The organism is Geovibrio sp. ADMFC3 (genome assembly GCF_054687035.1).
In genome coordinates this window covers 1315636-1334578 of record NZ_BAAFZG010000002.1, presented here as the reverse complement: position 1 = coordinate 1334578, position 18943 = coordinate 1315636, and the positions used below count along the sequence as shown (strand labels likewise).

At 44.3% G+C, this 18943-nt stretch carries 15 protein-coding genes; 12 read left to right on the top strand and 3 right to left on the bottom strand.

The annotated features are described in order from the left end of the window. Position 1: 1 nt before the first annotated feature. The 3 genes from ACYRYY_RS06660 to ACYRYY_RS06650 form a co-directional block, all read right to left on the bottom strand. On the bottom strand, positions 2-2161 hold the full coding sequence (locus tag ACYRYY_RS06660) for a PAS domain S-box protein (protein WP_460214828.1): 2160 nt from the start codon (positions 2159-2161) through the stop codon (positions 2-4). Between the two features lie 175 nt (positions 2162-2336). Then, positions 2337-2681, bottom strand: coding sequence for a DUF2325 domain-containing protein (locus tag ACYRYY_RS06655; protein WP_460214827.1), 345 nt, complete (start codon positions 2679-2681; stop codon positions 2337-2339). A 168-nt stretch (positions 2682-2849) separates the two neighbouring features. After that, on the bottom strand, positions 2850-5414 hold the full coding sequence (locus tag ACYRYY_RS06650; protein ID WP_460214826.1) for a cache domain-containing protein: 2565 nt from the start codon (positions 5412-5414) through the stop codon (positions 2850-2852). 236 nt (positions 5415-5650) lie between these two features. On the opposite strand from ACYRYY_RS06650, the gene ACYRYY_RS06645 reads away from it, so the two are divergent. From ACYRYY_RS06645 to ACYRYY_RS06590, 12 genes are all read left to right on the top strand, one after another. Further along, positions 5651-6895 (top strand): OmpP1/FadL family transporter, encoded by a 1245-nt coding sequence (locus ACYRYY_RS06645; protein WP_460214825.1) that lies wholly within the window; start codon positions 5651-5653, stop codon positions 6893-6895. Positions 6896-6997: 102 nt separating this feature from the next. Further along, entirely contained in the window at positions 6998-7480 is a 483-nt protein-coding gene (locus ACYRYY_RS06640) for a hypothetical protein (protein ID WP_460214824.1), read from the top strand. 18 nt (positions 7481-7498) lie between these two features. Then, positions 7499-8371 carry a M15 family metallopeptidase gene (locus ACYRYY_RS06635; RefSeq protein ID WP_460214823.1) on the top strand — a complete coding sequence of 291 codons (873 nt, stop codon included), beginning with the start codon at positions 7499-7501 and terminating at the stop codon, positions 8369-8371. After that, complete coding sequence (locus ACYRYY_RS06630; protein ID WP_460214822.1) at positions 8355-9641, top strand: YhjD/YihY/BrkB family envelope integrity protein; 1287 nt, start codon at positions 8355-8357, stop codon at positions 9639-9641. The genes ACYRYY_RS06635 and ACYRYY_RS06630 overlap by 17 nt, the downstream gene beginning before the upstream one ends. A 51-nt stretch (positions 9642-9692) precedes the next feature. After that, positions 9693-10103 carry a response regulator gene (locus ACYRYY_RS06625; RefSeq protein WP_460214821.1) on the top strand — a complete coding sequence of 137 codons (411 nt, stop codon included), beginning with the start codon at positions 9693-9695 and terminating at the stop codon, positions 10101-10103. A gap of 71 nt (positions 10104-10174) precedes the next feature. Continuing rightward, on the top strand, positions 10175-12340 hold the full coding sequence (locus tag ACYRYY_RS06620; protein WP_460214820.1) for a heavy metal translocating P-type ATPase: 2166 nt from the start codon (positions 10175-10177) through the stop codon (positions 12338-12340). Then, a complete protein-coding gene (gene copZ / locus ACYRYY_RS06615; protein WP_460214819.1) occupies positions 12340-12549 on the top strand; it encodes a copper chaperone CopZ in 210 nt (69 codons plus the stop codon). Before ACYRYY_RS06620 ends, copZ begins: the two co-directional genes overlap by 1 nt. Then, positions 12546-12803 carry a metal-sensitive transcriptional regulator gene (locus ACYRYY_RS06610; RefSeq protein ID WP_460214818.1) on the top strand — a complete coding sequence of 86 codons (258 nt, stop codon included), beginning with the start codon at positions 12546-12548 and terminating at the stop codon, positions 12801-12803. Before copZ ends, ACYRYY_RS06610 begins: the two co-directional genes overlap by 4 nt. A 259-nt stretch (positions 12804-13062) precedes the next feature. Continuing rightward, positions 13063-14148, top strand: coding sequence for a type IV pilus twitching motility protein PilT (locus tag ACYRYY_RS06605; RefSeq protein ID WP_460214817.1), 1086 nt, complete (start codon positions 13063-13065; stop codon positions 14146-14148). Beyond that, positions 14148-15722 carry an NFACT RNA binding domain-containing protein gene (locus ACYRYY_RS06600; RefSeq protein WP_460214816.1) on the top strand — a complete coding sequence of 525 codons (1575 nt, stop codon included), beginning with the start codon at positions 14148-14150 and terminating at the stop codon, positions 15720-15722. Before ACYRYY_RS06605 ends, ACYRYY_RS06600 begins: the two co-directional genes overlap by 1 nt. 72 nt (positions 15723-15794) lie before the next feature. After that, the gene (locus ACYRYY_RS06595; protein WP_460214815.1) at positions 15795-18620 is read left to right on the top strand and encodes a cache domain-containing protein; all 2826 of its coding nucleotides are present in this window, start codon (positions 15795-15797) and stop codon (positions 18618-18620) included. Then, complete coding sequence (locus tag ACYRYY_RS06590) at positions 18617-18913, top strand: FAD assembly factor SdhE (protein ID WP_460214814.1); 297 nt, start codon at positions 18617-18619, stop codon at positions 18911-18913. The genes ACYRYY_RS06595 and ACYRYY_RS06590 overlap by 4 nt, the downstream gene beginning before the upstream one ends. The last annotated feature ends 30 nt before the right edge of the window (positions 18914-18943 follow it).

Sequence of the window (18943 nt, the reverse complement as noted above, 5' to 3'; positions counted from 1 at the left end):
TTTAATTGCCCGCTGCAGGCTTCCCCATATCCCATTTTTTTAACTCAATGGTGAAGCTTGCCCCTTTTTCACAGGGGTTGGTGTAAATTCTGCCTTCCATGTTATTTTCAATAATGATTTTGGACATATACAGACCTATGCCGACACCCTGTCCCTCTTCCTTGGTTGAAAAATAAGGTTCAAATATTCTGTCTCTTATATCTTCCGGAATACCGCAGCCATTGTCTTCAAGGGTGATTCTGATTATATCTCCTTCGGGTTCGACAATGAGCTTGATAAGTCCTGAGTTTTCTGCTCCTGCACTTCTGGATTCGATAATCGCATCCCTTGCATTTGAGATAAGGTTGAGGAGAACCTGTTTGAATTCATTGGGATAACCGTATGATGTTACACATTTTATCTGGCTGGGCAGTTCAATTACACCGGGCTTGAGAATAACCTGATGCTCACCGTAAAAGATTTTAAGCTCTATATTGTTATTGATAAGCTGCGGATTAATGAGCGAAAGAACCTCACGCATTATTTCGCATATGTCAAAAATCTCTTTTTCTTTGTCAGGTTTAAAGAAGTTTCGGAAATCGTCAATGGTTTTAGACATATAGGCAACCTGCTCCATGCAGTGATCTCTGAACTGGGCAATGTAGTCCATGTTCAGCTCACCGTACTCAAAAGCATCTTCCACATCCTGAACGTAAAGCCCGATGGTGGTGAGAGGCTGACGCCACTGGTGTGCGATTGCATTTATCATCTGTCCCATTGCGGCAAGTTTAGACTGCTGCATAAGCATCTGTTCCTGAATTCGGTTATGCTCAACCTCTTCCTGCACCCGCTTTTCAAGATCTTTTTTCTTCTGGGCAAGTATCTGCTGGGTTTTCTTGCGGACTGTTATGTCTCTTATCACAATCTGGACAAACCTGTTGTCACCTGCTGTGAATGAGTTAGTAGAAATTTCAGCATCGAACTTGTCACCGTTTTTACGGTAAAGTTCTTTTTCAAACTGCTGCCTTCCCTCTCTGATAAGGCTGGGCATGTTATCGTCCAGTTCAAATTCAGGAAAAAGGTAGCTTATTTTTTTTGTTTTGAGTTCTTCGCAGGTGTATCCTATCTGCCTTTCAACAGCATTGTTGGCGTTTTGGATCACTCCCGCAGAGTCCATGATAATTATGGGGTCTGTGGATGTCTGGAAAAGGCTGCTGTATTTCTCTTCACTGTTTCTGAGCCTTTCTTCCGCCTGCTTTCTCTCCTCTATCTGTTTGAGGAGCAGTCCGTTCATTTCGCTTAATTCACCGGTTTTTTTCTTTATCTTCTTTTCAAGAAAGAGACTTATGAGAAAAAGAAGAATAAGAGGCACTCCGAGCCCCACTGTTATTACCCGCAGAGTAGATGAAAAATCACCTTTTTCCTTCACGCCCATCCATTTATCAAGGGATTTGTGGTAAAGGGAGCTTTTATCGTTTTTCATTTCTGAAATGTGCTTGTCAATCATCACGGAGAGTACAAGGCTTTTCTGTTTACCTTTAGGCATGGCAAAACGTATTTCAATGGGATGAATGAGAATAGGCGTGCGGCGTATGTTATAGCTGTTTTCATTCATCTGACCGAAAAGCCTGTTCATAAGCCCTGCATCAGCTTTGCCCGAATCCACCGCTTCAATGATTTCCCGGTAGCTTTTGGCGTATATAAAAACTGCGTTTACATTGAATGCTTTGACAAGGTTTTTGAGCCCTTGGTCGCTTTTGAAGTATATATCCGTCTCCATCACGGCTATCCTTTTACCGTCGAGATCGGGGATTGATGTTATTTTTTCGTTATTGCCGGAGTATATCTGACCCCAGTTGGTGAGAACGGTTTCGTCATTGAAGTGATAAACAGCCGCTCTTTCGCGTGAAAAAGCAATGGGGAATATGATGTCAGCATCGCCTGTGTCAAGCATTCCGAGACATTCATCCCATGATGCCGCCATGTAATTAATTCTGAGATTTTCCTTTTCCGCCACATAGTTCATGATATCCGCACCTATGCCGCCCACGCTTTTGTCATCAAGCTTTATCATCGGCGGGTTGTCATAAACGCAGAAGTTCACAGTCATCACATCATCCGGCGCACCGAAAGACGCTGACGTATAAAAAAACAGAATGAATAATAAAAGAATTCTTTGCATCCGGAACTCTCACTAAAGATGTGCTTATCTACACATCCTAGTTTCAAAGAGCTTATTACGCAAGTGATAATAGCTATAAATAAGTAACGCTTTTGGATGAGATATAAAAAAACGCCGCTTTAAGGAGGCAATAAGGAAAAGCGGCGTTCATTGTTTTATGAAGCAGAGAAAAGCTTCAGGCATTTTTGGCAAATTGGCTGCAGTTAATGCAGTCTCCCATACATTCGCCGCTGTCAAAGAGTTTGAGGCACTTTTCTATGGTTCCTCCGACACTCTTGACACTACAGTTGTGGACCTGAAACAGAGGAACATTTTTCTGTTTGGAGATGTTTCTGGCTTTGCTGGCAACACCGTGAGCTATATTGGAGGTAAGAAGAACGATGGCGTCGCTGTTTTCCAGAATGTCCGCTATATGTGTCTGTTTTTTCAGTATAACCTTGGTTTTAACCCCAAGAGTTTTTCCGGCGTTTATGTAGTCTTTCTCAAGCCTGTCAAGTCCGCCAACTATTGATACCGTCATAATATGTCTCCTTAAACAATACTAAATAAGTTAGGTATGCCTAAATATACCCAAGCGGTAGGATTATGTCAAGCCGATCATTGAAAAATAATTGTCAAAAGTTCAGTAAAGATATTTGTTGATTTAAAATATAGATTTAATAGATAAAAGTCAAGAAGGTCTTAAAGCTCACGTATCCGGCATTGTTTCACTGACTTCTATGATAAACTCTGCCCCTCCTTCTTCTCTGTTACGTGCATAAAGTTTTCCGCCCATGTTGTTTTCGATTATTACTTTTGCCATATAAAGCCCTATGCCTGTCCCTTTCTCCGGGTTTTTGGTGGTGAAATAGGGCTCAAAGATTCTGTCCATAAACTCCGGGGCTATTCCTCCGCCTGTGTCTTTTACTGATATTTTTACCAACCCGCTTTCAGCGGAGACATTGATTGATATTTGTCCTGTTTTCTGTTCAGTTTCTTTCATTTTTACTATTTCGTCTTTTGCATTGTTTAAAATATTCATGATAACGTGCTTAAACTCGTTGGAATAGCCGTTGATGTAGATAGCCGGATGAACAGATGCGGATTCGCCATCTTCTTCCCTGTGTGATGAACATCTGAAATCAACGCTTATGGCGTTGTTGGAGATCTGTGACGCCATCAGGGAGACAACCTCAAGCACAGCGTCAGGCACGTTAATTTTTGTTTTCTGCTTGCTAGGCTTAAAAAAGTTGCGGAAATCATCAATGGTTACTGACATATGATTTATCTGGCGCATGGCATCAGAAACTGAGGATGTTATATATTTATCAGTTATTTCGCTGCAGAAGTGAGCTTCTTCTATATCCTGAATAAGCAGGGCAAGTGCGTTCAGAGGCTGACGCCACTGGTGTGCTATGGAACCGATCATTTCACCCATTGCAGCCATTTTGGACTGCTGAACAAGAAGCTGTTCCTGCGTGCGGAGTTTTTCTGTTTCCTCCTGAACACGTTTCTCTAAATTTTTTGAAAGCTCTTCGAGCTGAATGGTTTTTTCCGTAAGTTCCGCAGTGCGTTCCTGAACCTTGCGCTCAAGATGATCATAGGCTTTTTTTATGGAATCTTCCCATACGACTCTTTTCATTGCGCTGTCGAAGATATTTTTGAAAAGCCTCATCGTTGAACGTATGTTTTCATATCTTTCCCGGTTAAGCTGCTCTTCAAATTCAAAGAGGATTACTGAGTCGTTTTCCTGTTCTATGCTCATGGAGGATGCGGCGGCGGATTCGGTGCGTCTGCTTTTTAGGAAGTGCATGGCATAGGGGCTTTCATTACTGCGCCATACGGACTCTATAAACAGTTCAGGATGTTCATCAAGCCTCTCGAACAGCCATTTTGTGAAGGCTTTGCATTCCTCTGTTCCCAAAGGGTAGTCTGACGGATCAAACCTGTAAAGCATCCTGCATCTGTCGGGGGTCTTTTTGTAAACAGCGGCTCTGCATGCGCCTATAAGCATGCAGAATTTTATTAATGCATTGCGGAATATTTCATCAGTGGGCATGGATGAAAAGCTGATGAAACCGGCAGATATATCACTTACTGCTTTTTCCATCTCCAGACCTTTTCTAAGTGCATTTTCTGCCTTAAGTTTATCCTGAAGATCCTGTTCCAGCTTGTACCTGTATTCGTCTATGGTTTCCATGTATCTGTTAAAGTGATCTATCAATTTTCCTGTTTCATCAGCAGTTTTCTTCCTCAGCCTTATATTTGTGCCGCCTTTTTCTATAACATGGGTAAGTTCCTTTATCGGATCTGTAATACTGGCACTGAGCCATACTGTGAGGGGGATAACGGTGATTACGGATATAAAGAAAACAACAGTAAGGTAAACTTTCAGCCTGAATAACGGCAGGTAGATTTCATCCAGATAACTCGAAGAGGCTACTATCCAGCCCAGCCCGGGGATATGTCTGTGGCTGGCGACTTTTTCACGCAGTTTTGTTTCACCCGGATTTTTCCATGGGTAGTAGGTCTCCCCGTCTTTTTTATGAATCATTTCTCTTATAAAAAATCTGCCTTTAGCATCTGCCGCATTGTAAACATTTGTATTTTCTATGAGCGGGTGAATCAGCACATTGCCGGATGAGTCAAGAACGTAGGCGTAACCGCTTTTTCCAAATTTTTTTGAAAGTATAGCCTGCCTCACCTCCTCAACCTGGAGAATGTCTTTAAATGAGGATGACGGAACGGATACAGTAATACACCAGCCCTGTGAGGGTGTGGTGTAGGTTCCTGAAATATAATATATGTCATTTTTTGTGAATCTTTGGGTTGTGACTCTGGATTTTCCGCAGGAGGATGCTTCACCGGTTATGCCGTAAACCATGAGCATGCCTTTTTTGTCTCTGATACTGATGGAGGCATCCCTGAGGGGCGGCTTTGAGGCGATTTCCAATACTTTATTTTTGTCTGCTCCGTATGTTTCCATTGTTTCAATAACAGATGAACGCTCAAGAAGAACACCTGTCAAATACTGCTCCGATGCGCTGTCTACGGATATTTTGACCATATCTGCAAGGCTGTCCGCATAGATATTGAGCTGTTCTGAGATCCTGTCCTGAAGTTCGGTTTCGATAATGAAATACAGCGTAAAGCTGCTTAATGTCAGTATTCCGAAAAACAGGAGGACAGCGTAAAAAAAGATCTTCTGCTGTATGCTTGTAAAAATCACACGAGATTTCATTGTATCTATACCGCCGAAAATTGCCTGTTTCATTAATGATAACCGATCTTTGTTAAAATGTCCCGTAACAGAGGTTAAAAAGTGAATTTAATGAGATAAAAAAGGCTTCTGACCCTTTATAAAAGGGGGTCTCAGGGGTGCTGACGATTTCTGCTTGCATATTCTAAAACTTTGTCTTATCTATGTACGGGTTTTGCTTTTGTTAAATAACAATAAAGTTGTCAATTATTTGCAAAGGATATCCCGTCAGAAAAGTCAGGAGATTGTTTATGTTCAGACGTTTAGTTTTAGTTATTGCCGCTGCGTGTTTTATTTTGCCGTCAGCAGCATTCGCAAGCGGTTTTGCGATTAACGAGCAGGGCGCAAAAGCGCTGGGGATGGGAGGAGCTTTCGCTGCTCAGGCTGACGACCCCACGGCCGTTTACTACAACCCCGCAGGCATCACACAGCTTGAGGGGACTCAGGTTTCTTTAGGTTTTTCTCTTATTCAGCCAACTGCCTCCTTTGAAGGCGAACTTATGGGTAGGGATGTTTCCAGTGAAACAGAAGACAAGACATTTGTTATCCCTAACCTTTACATAACAACAAAAATTAACGACAGGCTTTCGTTCGGTTTCGGCTCTTTCATCACCTTCGGTCTCGGTATGGACTGGAAGGACGACTGGGCGGGCGCTCATCTTGTTGGCGGTAAAAACGCAGAAATAGCTACCTACACATTTAATCCTGTTCTTGCTTATAAGATTACGAATGATCTCAGCCTTGCAGCGGGTCTTGTGTATCAGAAAATGGATGTAACTATTGAAAGCTCAATACCAACTAATTTCCCTACCGATATTTCCGGAGCGGGTCTTCCTCTCAAGCTTGAGGGTGACAGCGGCGTATGGGGATGGAACGTAGCAGCTCATTATAAACTCGGTAAAAACTGGCGTTTCGGCGCAAGCTACAGACCCGAAATGAAACACGAAGTTGACGGGACAAGTGAAACAACAATGAATATCCCCGGAGTAACCGGAGATTTCAAAGCAGATATTACCCTCCCTGCCGTTACTTACCTTGCTGCTGCATGGTCTAACGGCAAATGGACATTCGAGTTCGACGGTCAGTACACTGAGTGGTCTTCGTATGACGAACTCAACCCCGAAGGTCTTCCCGGCATAGGCGTAAAACCTAAAAAGTGGGATGATGTATGGGCGCTCCGTCTTGGCGGTCAGTACAAGCTGAATGAAAAAGTTGATCTTCGTGCGGGAATAATCAGAGATTACAGCCCCATTCCCGATGAGTGGGTTGACCCCATGCTCCCCTCCGGTGACAGATGGCTTTATACAATCGGTGCGGGTTTCCATTTCGGCAGCTTTGATGTTGATATTGCTTACAACTATCTTGATGATGAAAACAGAACCTTCGATAACGAAGCAGGAAATGTTGTGAAGGGCAACGATGCAACAAGAATCAAAGGCGAATTCAAAGATATTGACGCACATATCTTCGCACTGAACCTTACTTACAAATTCTAATATTAACTGCGGGAAGCCCTTTGCGGGGTTTCCCGTTTTCATCTCCAATATTTTTTATCCCTAATTTCTTTTAAATTGTTTCGTAATGCTGTATAGTAGGCTATGAAACGCATTTTGCCTGTTGTTATCCTTATGTTTATGGTTCTTGGATGTGAACTGTTCCTGAGTGTAAGGTCTGATCATGTGCGGATAGATATAGGCGACAATGTTTCTGACAATAAAACCGACAAAAACAAAGACATACTGTACGTTTACGCAATAGGCGAGAAGAAGCCTTTTGCTGCGGTGGATTCAGGCTCAGGTCTGTTTTACTATTCCACAGCAGAGGGCAGAGCAAAAACAGAACTCATCCCTGCTGAAAGCGGCAGAACCGCTTTTATAGACGGAAACTTCGGCAGGACGGAGCTTGTCCTTACTGATATATGTGAAAAAGGGTTTCCCGCTGAAAAAGATGCCGCAAAGATCAGAAAAGGGTGGGAAAGCTTTGCCGCCGCATGTGATCTAAGCGGATGCGCCCCTGACGGGTTTGATATTTTTGCTTATGCCGAACGTAACGGTTTTGACGCTTACTGCTCTGCAGAATAATTTACATGGTGCTTTGCCGTGAACAGAAGAACATTTCTGAAACTTACAGCTTCACTCCCCGCCGCCTCTCTCCTGCTTAATCCGGAAGAGGTGCTGGGCTTCGTTTACCCTTTTACAGAGGAAAAAAAGGAACTAAGCACTGATGTCTGCCGCCTTCAGGACGGACAGACTCTTTACAACAGTGAATACTTCAAAAAAATCAAAGAGTTCAACCGGAGTTTCAAGGACGATATCGTTGCCTCTCCTGCGGAATTTGCCCTCATAACAAGCTGTAATACCAAGCTGCGTGAGCTGATGAAGTTTGTCGGTTTCGGAAATTTCAATATACTTTCCTACCGTGACGCACTGAAGACAATGAGCCTGCGTGGTTCTCTTGCAGAATTTACACCGCAGGAAAAAGGTTTTATGGAGGATTTCTTCCGACGCAGCGCATCCGTTTACGGCTTCTATGGAGACAGAATCTTCAACAGTCTCTATGACGAGGTTAATGAAAAGCATGTTTTCAAAGTTCCCGGAACCGGTCACTATATCTACAAAGGCAAGGCTGAAGGTACTTACGCAAAGATTACTTCGGATATGAAAACCCTGATACTTACCTCCGGTGTGAGGAGTGTTGTTAAACAGGCGGGACTTTTCCTCGCCAAAATAGTTGACACAAAAGGTAATATCTCCATGGCTTCACGTTCTATCGCTCCCATTGGCTATTCATTTCACGGAACAGGAGACTTTGACGTAGGTATAAAAGGCTGGGGACACTTTAACTTCACAGACAGATTCGCCACCACGAGAGAATACTCAAGACTGCTTGAGGAGGGCTACATGCGCATAAGGTATGACAGGAAAAACCCTTATGGTGTGCGCTTTGAGCCGTGGCATGTTAAAGTTGTCTGACACATCCGCCGGACAGATGAAAAACCGAACTCCGTTTATTCAGAGATTTTATATAGCCCTTAGCCGTTATACGGAGAATGAGCTTACCAATCATGCGGGGGCTGTGGCGTATTACTTCCTTCTTTCTATTATTCCGATCATCCTGCTGATGCTTACTATTTTTGAATCATTCCTTAACAGTCATGCTGCTTTTTCTGATGATTTTTTCAGGGTTCTTCAAAGTTTCAGTCCAAATCTGGACAGAGAATTTCTGGAAAAATTCGGACTCAGCGGCGGAGCGGCTGGGGCTGTGGGGATATTCGGGGCGTTGAACCTACTGTGGACATCAAGGCTCATACTCACTTCTGTGCAAAGGGCATTTGATGTTATCTTTCCTTCTCCCAAAAACAGAAATTTTATAATCACCTCTTTCATTTCCATAGTCATAATCCCTGCTTTTTTCCTGCTGGTAACATTTTTTGCAGGTTTAAGGCTTGTTCTCGGTTTTATCAGCGGAATGCTTCTTCAGTTAGGCATAGGTGCGGATTTGATAGAACGTTTAGGAGGTCTTGGTTTCATACTTCCTGTTTTTGCCGCTTTTGCCGGTGCGTTTGTTTGCTACAGATATCTGCCTGTGCGCCGTCCTTCCACCTCTGCTGCTCTTAAAGGGGCACTTCTTTTTGCGTTACTGCTTTTTGTTCTCAAATTCGCATTCGGATTTATGGCGGGAATGGCGAAAATGAACATACTCTATGGAGTAATCGGCGCTCTGATCGCTCTGCTCATATGGGTTTATCTGGTGTGTCAGGTGTTTTTTATCTGCGCCGAGTTTGTTTATGTGTCTGACAGAACAGACATACTGGTGATAAACAAAGTTTTCAGTGTCCACAGCGAAGAACGGAAAAACCTTATTGAGCGTTTCTTTTTCGGGCATAAATCTTCTGTGGCAAAGCGTTATTCTGACTTTTATCCGAAGGGTAAAGAACTTTTCCGTCAGGGGGAAATATCTCAGGATGTTTACTATGTTTACAGGGGTAGAGTAGATATATTTATAGAAGGCGCACAAACTCCTGTGGCGTCAGTGGGCGAGGGTGACATTCTGGGTGAGATGGCGAACCTGCTCAATACACCCCGTACAGCAACGGCAGCAGCAGGCGAAGACTCAGTAATATTCAAAATTGAGCCGGAAGCTTTCAGGGAATTAATAGGGCTGAACCACAGACTTTCATTAAGAATTATTAATTCTTTGTGTGAAAGGTTGAAAGATATGGACGAAAAGCTATACTTATAAACCGGTATATTATCCGGCATATATTTTTATTTTATTTGAAGAGAGTTTAAAATGCCTGAAATGAATGATTTAAAAACACTGTCGGCGTTGTTTGTCGAGGATGACAGCTACGCCAGAACAGCCATGGCAACAATACTGCGGAACCTTTTCGGAAATCTTATCTTAGCTGATAACGGCAGAAACGGTCTGGACATTTTCCATGAAAATAGTATCGACATCGTCATAACCGATCTTTGGATGCCTGAAATGACAGGATTTGAGATGATAGCCGGAATGAAGGCTCAGAATCCGGAAGTTGTTGTGGTGGTGATGTCTGCATACGATGTGCCAGATTATGAGAGCAGGGCTGAAAATCTGGGGATTTTCGGATTTCTTAAAAAGCCTTTTACCCTTGCTGACTTTGAGAGTGTTCTTAAAGAAGCAGGTCATAAAGCCGCTGAAATTAAGCGCTTGAAAACCTGATAAATTTATCGGACAAGTTTTCTCTTGATCTGACGGATAATCGGCGTACTATACCCTTACGGGGTATATGTATGAAAGAAGAAAGTGTAAAACTCAGCATCACAGGAATGACATGCTCTGCATGCTCGTCAAGAATAGAAAGAAAACTCTCCAAGCAGCAGGGGATTAAAGAAGTTGCGGTGAATCTAAGCACCGCAAAAGGGCGTGTTACTTATGACAGGGACACGCTGCAGGAAGAGGATATTATCCGCCTTATTGAAGATATAGGGTTCGGGGCTTCCAGAGAAGCAGCAGACACTGCCGAGGCGGAGAAAAAAACAAAGATAATTCTGATCCTTTCTATTATTTTTACCTTGCCCATGAGCCTTGCCATGGTGGATCATGTATTTGAGCTTAATCTGTTTCCGCATATTTTTATGGATAAATGGGTTCAGTTCGTACTTGCCTCTTTTGTTCAGTTTGTCGGCGGATGGCGGTTCTATAAAGGAGCTTACGCCAACTTGAAACATAAGTCGGCGAATATGGATGTCCTCGTAGCTATGGGCACTACCACTGCTTACCTTTACAGCGTTGTCAGCATGTTCTTTGACGGGCATCTTTATTTTGAGGCTTCAGCTATGCTGATCACCCTTGTTTTGCTAGGCAAGTATCTGGAAGCTATAGCAAAAGCACGCACTGCCGATGCGCTTAAGAGCCTGATGGAACTTGGTGCAAAGACAGCAATTGTTCTCCATGACGGCAAAGAAGCAGAGGTCGGCGTTGAGTCTGTCATGGTGGGCGAGACAATGGTTGTCAAACCTGGAACAAAGATACCTCTGGACGGAGAAATAATCTCCGGTTCTTCCTATATAGATGAATCCATGGTTACCGGTGAGAGCCTCCCCGTTCTTAAAGAAACAGGGGAGCTTGTTACCGGAGGCACGGTAAACGGCGGCGGAACGGTTTTTGTTAAAGTAACCCGTGTGGGTGCTGATACTCTTTTAAGCAGAATAATCCGCATGGTGGAAGAAGCGCAGGCAGGAAAAGCGCCGATTCAGAGAATGGCGGATGTAATCTCTTCATACTTCGTTCCCCTTGTTATAATATTCGCCCTGATGGCATTTACATTCTGGTTTTTTATAATGGGAGCGGGCTTCACCAAAGCTATCATCATCTTCACCAGCGTAATAGTTATCTCATGCCCCTGCGCACTTGGTCTTGCAACACCGACATCTGTCATGACCGCAACGGGAAGGGCGGCTTCCTTCGGTGTTCTTTTTAAAGGCGGCGAATATCTTGAGAAACTCAGCCATGCTGACACCCTTGTTCTTGATAAAACAGGCACAGTTACCGAAGGCAGACCCGCAGTGCGTGAAATAGAGACAGCAGGCAGTTTCAGCAGGGAAAATGTACTGAAATTTGCCGCCGCAGCCGAGATGCTCTCCGAACATCCTTTGGCAAAGGCTGTTATTGAAGCGGCAGAAGGGCTTGAGTTGCCGAACGCTGAGAATGCTTCTACAGATGCAGGTAAAGGGATCAGGGCTGCGGTTGAGGGGCATGATGTCACTGTCGGCAGCAGAAGGCTTGCTGATGCTGATTTTTCTTCCCTTGAAAAGCGTGCAGAGGAGCTTGAGGCTCTTGGGCGTACAATGATTTTTGTTACGGTTGATGGAAAAGCCGCAGGCTTGATCGCAGTTTCGGATAAAATAAAAGAGAGTGCCGGAGCGCTTGTGGAATATGCCGGAAGGCTTGGCATGGATGTTTACCTTCTCACCGGAGATACAGAGAAGGCAGCGCATGCGGTAGCTCATGAAGCAGGTATCAGCAATGTAATTGCAGGTGTTCTGCCGGACGGCAAGAAGGATGTGATAGAACGCCTTAAAGCGGAAGAACGCACGGTTGTTATGGTGGGTGACGGCATAAATGACGCTCCTTCCCTCGCTCTGGCTGATGTGGGCATAGCGATGGGCACAGGCACAGATGTGGCTATAGAAACCGCAGGTGTTACACTGCTTAAGGGAACAATGAAGGAACTGGGCATTGCTCTGAAAATAAGCAGAAGTGCAATGCTTAATATAAAACTTAGCCTGTTCTGGGCTTTGATATATAACATACTGGGCATTCCCCTTGCTGCTATGGGCTACTTGAGCCCGATTATAGCCGGTGCAGCCATGTCATTCAGCTCTGTTTCGGTGGTGCTGAATGCTTTGAGGCTGAAGAGGTGGAACCCTGATAAATATTTAAGGAGAGTGCAGTAATGGAAAAAGCAGAACTTAAAGTTGATGGAATGAAATGCGGTCACTGCAAAATGGCAGTGGAAAAAGCCCTCGGTGGCATGGCTGGTGTTGCTTCGGTTCAGGTGACACTTGAAACTAAATCAGTTGCTGTTGAGTTTGACAGCGCCAAAACAAGCCTTGACGCTATCAAGGAAACGATTGAAGACGAAGGCTACGAGGTAAAATCTTGAAACACGCCGATACTCTCGACAGACTGAAAAAAATTCAGGGTCAGATTGGCGGTATCATCCGTATGGTGGAGGAAGGTTCATACTGTATTGATATAGTGAACCAGATCTCCGCCGTGCGGGGCGGTCTGGATAAGGTTACGCTCATGGTTCTGGAAAAGCACCTGAAAAGCTGTGTCTCCTCCGCTATAAAAGAAAACCACCCCGACGAAATCATAGAAGAATTGATGGGAACCATCCAGCGCTACATCAAGTAGTGTAGTTGTGAAATAGGTTCATTTCTCTGCATAAAAAATGCCGGCCGCGTTGGGGAAGCGACCGGCCAAGCATGTGTGTTAAGGAGGGGAGGGAAAATTTCCTTGCTTATAACATTGGTCGTTGCATATTCTTTGTCAACAAAAAAAGTCCGAATTCAGCACAAAAAAATTTACACGCTAACTTTCCCGTTCGCCATAAGTTCTTTAAATCCCTGCAAATGTGGTGTAAACTGACATAATTACTGTTCGGAGCGGAATCATGGCTAAAATAGACGCTTTTTTCAACCACCTGATGAACGAAGGCGGGAGTGACCTGCACCTTTCCGCAGGGGTTAAACCGCAGATGAGAAAGCACGGCGAGCTTACTGAGATAGCTTTCAAGTATGACCGCCTGACCAATGAAATGCTGACTGAGCTTCTTTCTGAAATATGTTCCGAGGAACAATGGAAAAAGTTTCTTGATAAAAAAGACCTTGATTTCGCATATGAAATTCCGAGCAAGGCACGCTTCCGTGCCAATTACTACTGCCAAAAAAGAGGCATGGGCGCTGTTTTCAGAATAATTCCCGATACAATACTCACAGTTGAGCAGCTTGGTCTGCCGCCGCAGGTTCTCAGGTTTGCAGATTACAGCAGGGGGCTGATTCTTGTTACAGGTGCAACCGGCAGCGGAAAATCAACCACACTTGCAGGAATAATCGACTTTATAAATAAACACCGTCCCGATCATATATTAACTGTGGAAGACCCTGTGGAGTTTGTGCATAAACCTGCAAGGTGTCTTATCAATCACAGGGAGGTCGGGGCACATACTCAGAGCTTTGCAGCTGCTCTGAAAGCGGCTCTCCGTGAGGATCCTGATGTTATACTGGTGGGTGAAATGCGTGACCTCGAAACAATTGAGCTTGCCATAACCGCTGCCGAAACAGGACACCTTGTCTTCGGTACCCTCCATACGAATTCCGCCGCTAAAACAGTTGACAGGATTATAGATGTTTTTCCCGAAGGAAGGCAGGCGCAGATCCGTGCCATGCTCAGTGAATCTCTCAAAGGTGTTGTCTGCCAACAGCTATTTAAAAGAGTCGATAAACCAGGGCGTGTTGCGGCGCTGGAAATAATGTTCGTGAACAGCGCCATAGCTAACCTGATAAGGGAGGGGAAAACCTTCCAGATTCCGTCAAGCATCCAGACAGGGAAGGCGGAAGGTATGCAGCTTATGGACGGAGCTATAAAGGAGCTTCTGACCGACGGTAAGATATCGCCGGAAGAGGCATACGCAAAGTGCTTTGATAAGAAGGCTTTTGCCAAATATCTGGATACACCCCCTGCGGAAGCTGAAGGTTAATGGACGGACTGACTCTTACGAAAACTGTTCGCCTGCTCAATGCGGAATTTGCCGGAAGTAAGCTCAACCGCATAGGTGTAACGGATGATTCGCTTTATCTTTCCCTTTATGCAGAGGGCGTGAAGTGTATCCGCATACGCTGCGGGGACACTCCTGCTGTGTTTCCTTCCCCCAAGTGCGATGGTTCTCAGTCAGACAGGCTTGAGGCATTGAACGGGGCAACTCTCAAATCCATAGACTGCCGTAAATATGACCGTCTGGTACGGTTTACTTTCCTTAAGCGCCGTCCGAGCGGAAAGATAATTCAGTATTGGCTTATGGCAGAGCTTATCGGCAGAATGTCGAATGTTGCCGTTGTTGACGGCGAAGGAACTGTTCTTTACCTGCTTAATAAAAGCAATGCCGATGCGGACAGAGCGTTCGGCATAGGTGAGAAATATACTGCTCCGAAGGCAAACAAGCGCCTTAATACGGATAATCACGAGAATTGCGGTAACTTCAGTGAGCTTGCCGGGTTTTATCCGCTTACTGTAAAGCATGCGGAAAAACTGAAATCATCAGGCTTTACGTTTGCGGAAACCTGCGCTTACATAGACAGTTACCTTTTTGATGATGACAAATTTTATATCACAGCAAACGGCAAGGTAATTCCGTTTAAATCGCCGGAAGCGGAAGAAAGCATGAGTCTGGCTGAATATGCAGGTGTTCTCAACGGTGATGCGGAAATAAGAAAGAGCAGTGCTGCAAAACGGCGGCTGCTGAAGTTTTATGAAAAGCAGCGTAAAAAATATACCTCCCTCCGTGCAGAGCTGGAGAAAGAGCTTAGGGACGCCGAGGGCTGGAAGGACATATATGAAAAAGGGGTTCTTCTGCGGGATAATCTGGCTGAAATAGACGGTCGTTCCGGAGAGATGGAACTCAGCTTCTACACCGAAAAAGGGGTGGAAAAGCGAAAGTTTTTTATGCCTGAAGGGGAAAATCCTTCTGCGTATACTGCCAAGCTCTTTAAAAAAGCGGCAAAGATGGAACGCTCTGTTTTCAGGATAGAGGAGAGAATTAAGGAGATTGACCAGTTTCTCGAAGGAATTGAGGAACAGATCTACTTTATTGAGGAATCCGCCGGAGAAGAGGAACTTTTAGCCCTTGAGGATGAAATGCGCAGGGGAGATAAGGTTAAGTCGAAGCAGGAAATGAAGCAGAAACAGTTTATGTGCTTTCAGCTTCCCTGCGGCAAGGCTTACGCCGGGCGTAATTCTGTTACCAATCACCGTCTTGTGTTTCAGTTTGCAAAGCCTGATGACTACTGGTTTCATGCTCAGAAAATTCCCTCCGCTCACCTTATACTCCGCTGCGAAACCCCGCCTTCGGAAGAAGACATACAGACCGCAGCCGCCATAACCGCCGCATTCAGTAAGCACAGGCATGAGGCAAGGGTAACTGTGGATTATACAAGGAAAAAGCATGTGAAGAAGCCGAAAGGCACACCGCCGGGATTCGTTATTTACCATAAATTCGGCTCAGTAACTGTTCAACCTGCTGTTGAAGCAGAAATCGATAAAGTTAAAGCAGATTAACTTTCTGGTTATGCTTGGATAATACATATTTTTAGTGTTAAAATTATTTAAAAAATTTATTCAGGGTGAAAGGTGTCAAAATCTTACTCACTTGGCAGAACCTATTTTCTGACAAGCCTCGCAGCGGTTTTTCTGTTTATAATTCTCTTTTCATCCTTCCTTGTCTATTATGAGTACAGAGATTTTACCGAAAAAAGTGCGCAGGTTGATGAAAAACTCCTGAAAGACGGAAAGGATAATCTTCAGATAATGGCGTTTAAGGTTGCCACCTTTCTTGATAATGAGAAGAGCCTCGCCGAAGAAAAGCTCAAAACACAGGTTAAAAACAGGCTTGGCTACGGCATGGGGTTCATTGAAAATATATATGGAAAGTACGGTAAAACAGAATCAAAGGAAAAAGTGACAAAGCGTTTGGAAGAGGCTTTTTCTGATTTTACATTTGGTGCAGACAGCTATTTCTTCATTTTTGACAAAGATTTCAATCAGGTAATAGGCGATTTCGGCATTCCCCGCAGCATGAACCTTGCAAGTGTTACTGATTACAGAGGTAGATATGTAATCAGAGAGATCAAAGATACAGCCATGAGGGGCGGCGGGTTTGTCAGCTATCAGTGGAAAAAACCCGGCGAAAGTGATTTCTCACACGGCAAGATCTCCTACGTCAGTTACTTTGAACCCTATGGGTTGATTGTGGGTACGGGCGGTTATGTGGAGGATGTAGCTGAAGATGTTAAGAAAGAAGCACTTCAGCGAATCGCTCACCTTGTGGGCAGTGAGAAAGCTTTTTTTTATATACTCAGTGATGACGGCAAAATTCTAACCCATTCGGAAGATGAACTGACAGGCAAATACATCAGAAACATCGGCAGTACGGTAAAACAGTCCGCCCTGCGTGATATTCTGGACTTTATTTCAGACAAACGGGAAGGCTATTTCGGATTTGACTGGCTTAAGCAGGGGGCTGTTATTCCCTCTTCCATGGCTGCATATAATCTCAAATACCCGGACTGGAACTGGGTGATAGGCTTTGCTATTTATGTCGACGATGTAAGACGGGTTATAGACGAAGGTAAACACGAACTCCAGCTAGGGCTGCTGAAATCAATGGCGATTGTCGGCTTATCATTTCTGATAGTCTTCGGTGCTGCTTACCTTATCGCCCGCCGTTTTTCAGGGATGCTTGAGAGTGAATTCACCAAGTTTATGGACTTTTTCTCCGGAGCGGCAGAAAAAGGAGCCATGATAGACGCCGAAAGCATGAATTATGAAGAGTTTAAGCAGATGGCTCACTATGCTAACCGGATGAATGAAGAAAACATGCGAAAGACCGTTGAACTTGAAAAAGCAATGGACGCCGCACGCAGAGCAAGCAGCACCAAATCCGAAATTATTGCCCATATAAGTCATGAGCTTCGCACCCCGCTCACCGGAGTTCTGGGGTTCATTGAGCTTCTGGACGGAACCGAGCTTGATAAGATCCAGAAACGGTTCCTGCGCATAATAAAGCACAGTTCAAGCAACCTTGTGGGTGTTGTTAATGACATACTCGATTTTTCCAAGCTTGAGACCGGCACTCTTGATCTCAACTACGACAGATTCAATCCGTTAAGCACCTTTGAATCCATGAGTGAGCTTTTCGGGTTTATGGCATCCGAAAGCGGTGTGGAGTTTGCATTCTACATAGATCACAACATACCTTCCGAGCTTAACGGCGATGTTGTGCGTATCAGCCAGGTGCTGTCTAATTTTGTGGAAAATGCTGTAAAGTTCAATAACCCCGGCGGATATGCAAAGCTCGATGTGGTGAGTGTCGGTCGGAGTGATGAGACCGTTCGTCTGCGTTTCAGCGTTGAAGACAACGGCGTAGGGATAAATAATGAAAAACAGGCAGAGCTTAGACGGCTTTTTGCGGAATATGATACTGAGATAGCAGAAAGATTTGAGGGGCTGGGAGGCATAGGCTTAAGTGTTTCATCAAATATAGTTAAACTTATGCACGGCGAAATAGGCTTCCATGAGGCAGAAAAGCAGGGCACTGTTTTCTGGTTTGAGATTGATTTTAAAATAATGAATCAAAAACCCGTGGCGGATGTGGAACGTGTCAGCGACTGTTACTCTGCTGTTTATGTTGATGATGAACTCGGCGAACCGGGTGTGACTGAACAGCAGATAATGAGCTATCTCAATGCATTCGGCAATGAAACGGCATATTTCTCATCTCTTGCTGATATTGAGCAGCTTCCGTTTCTGGATGTTGTTTTTTATGTTTACTCCGAAAGCACCAAGGATAAATTTCTTGAAAGCATACGCACCCACGAAGGCGTGCCTATTGTAATGGTTATGGACATGCACAGGCGCTTTGAAGAAGAAGGACTGAGAAAGCGCTCCTCTTCTGTTTTGCTTAAGCCAATAGGATTAACAGATATTTATGAATCGGTTTATATAGCTGTGAGCTATATGCACGATGAACCCGCTGCCGACATTAAAGAGAAAGGTCCGAAATCAGGTGGTTTCAGCGGAACTGCCCTTGTGGCTGAGGATAATCCGGTAAATCAAAAGATGGTTCGTCTGATCTTAAAAGAACTCGGACTTGAGAGTGTCTGCGTGGACAACGGGCGAAAGGCTGTGGAGGCATTCAAGCAGGGCGGCTTTGATATAGTTATTATGGATATAAACATGCCGGAACTTGGTGGAATAGAGGCGGCGAAACTTATAAATGAGTATGAGAAAGCAAGTTTTTTTAAACATGTGCCCGTAATTGCACTCACCGCATACGCCATAAAAGGGGACAGAGAGCGTTTTATAGAGGCCGGAATGGATGATTATCTTGCAAAGCCTGTAAGTATTGATATTATGAGGGAAACATTACAAAAACATTTAATGGGCGGTAACGGATGAAAGACACTCCTCTTTTTAAAAAAGCTCTCTTTCTCGCAGCCAGACGTGCTATGCTGGAAAACGAAATGGTAGTCCGTGAGTTTGTGGAGTATAATCTCCCCTCACACTATACAGAAACGGACATGGAAGAGCTTTGTGAGCTTCTGCTTAAAATTTTCGATAACGACCTCTTTGACATAGTAATGGGGCAGAAAACCTCAGAACAGTTTGAAGGGCAGTACAACGTGCGCCTGCTCAAAGATATAGAAAAATACGCCGCCGTTTACCGTGAAAACAAAAAGATAAAGAAGTAGATTCTTCTGACGGCGGTTATTGCATTCCCG

Excerpts from the sequence above, each read along its gene's own strand:
- ACYRYY_RS06660 (WP_460214828.1), bottom strand. The coding sequence starts at position 2,161 with ATGCAAAGAATTCTTTTATTATTCATTCTGTTTTTTTATACGTCAGCG.
- ACYRYY_RS06655 (WP_460214827.1), bottom strand. The coding sequence starts at position 2,681 with ATGACGGTATCAATAGTTGGCGGACTTGACAGGCTTGAGAAAGACTAC.
- ACYRYY_RS06650 (WP_460214826.1), bottom strand. The coding sequence starts at position 5,414 with ATGAAACAGGCAATTTTCGGCGGTATAGATACAATGAAATCTCGTGTG.
- ACYRYY_RS06645 (WP_460214825.1), top strand. The coding sequence starts at position 5,651 with ATGTTCAGACGTTTAGTTTTAGTTATTGCCGCTGCGTGTTTTATTTTG.
- ACYRYY_RS06640 (WP_460214824.1), top strand. The coding sequence starts at position 6,998 with ATGAAACGCATTTTGCCTGTTGTTATCCTTATGTTTATGGTTCTTGGA.
- ACYRYY_RS06630 (WP_460214822.1), top strand. The coding sequence starts at position 8,355 with ATGTTAAAGTTGTCTGACACATCCGCCGGACAGATGAAAAACCGAACT.
- ACYRYY_RS06625 (WP_460214821.1), top strand. The coding sequence starts at position 9,693 with ATGCCTGAAATGAATGATTTAAAAACACTGTCGGCGTTGTTTGTCGAG.
- ACYRYY_RS06620 (WP_460214820.1), top strand. The coding sequence starts at position 10,175 with ATGAAAGAAGAAAGTGTAAAACTCAGCATCACAGGAATGACATGCTCT.
- copZ (WP_460214819.1), top strand. The coding sequence starts at position 12,340 with ATGGAAAAAGCAGAACTTAAAGTTGATGGAATGAAATGCGGTCACTGC.
- ACYRYY_RS06605 (WP_460214817.1), top strand. The coding sequence starts at position 13,063 with ATGGCTAAAATAGACGCTTTTTTCAACCACCTGATGAACGAAGGCGGG.
- ACYRYY_RS06600 (WP_460214816.1), top strand. The coding sequence starts at position 14,148 with ATGGACGGACTGACTCTTACGAAAACTGTTCGCCTGCTCAATGCGGAA.
- ACYRYY_RS06590 (WP_460214814.1), top strand. The coding sequence starts at position 18,617 with ATGAAAGACACTCCTCTTTTTAAAAAAGCTCTCTTTCTCGCAGCCAGA.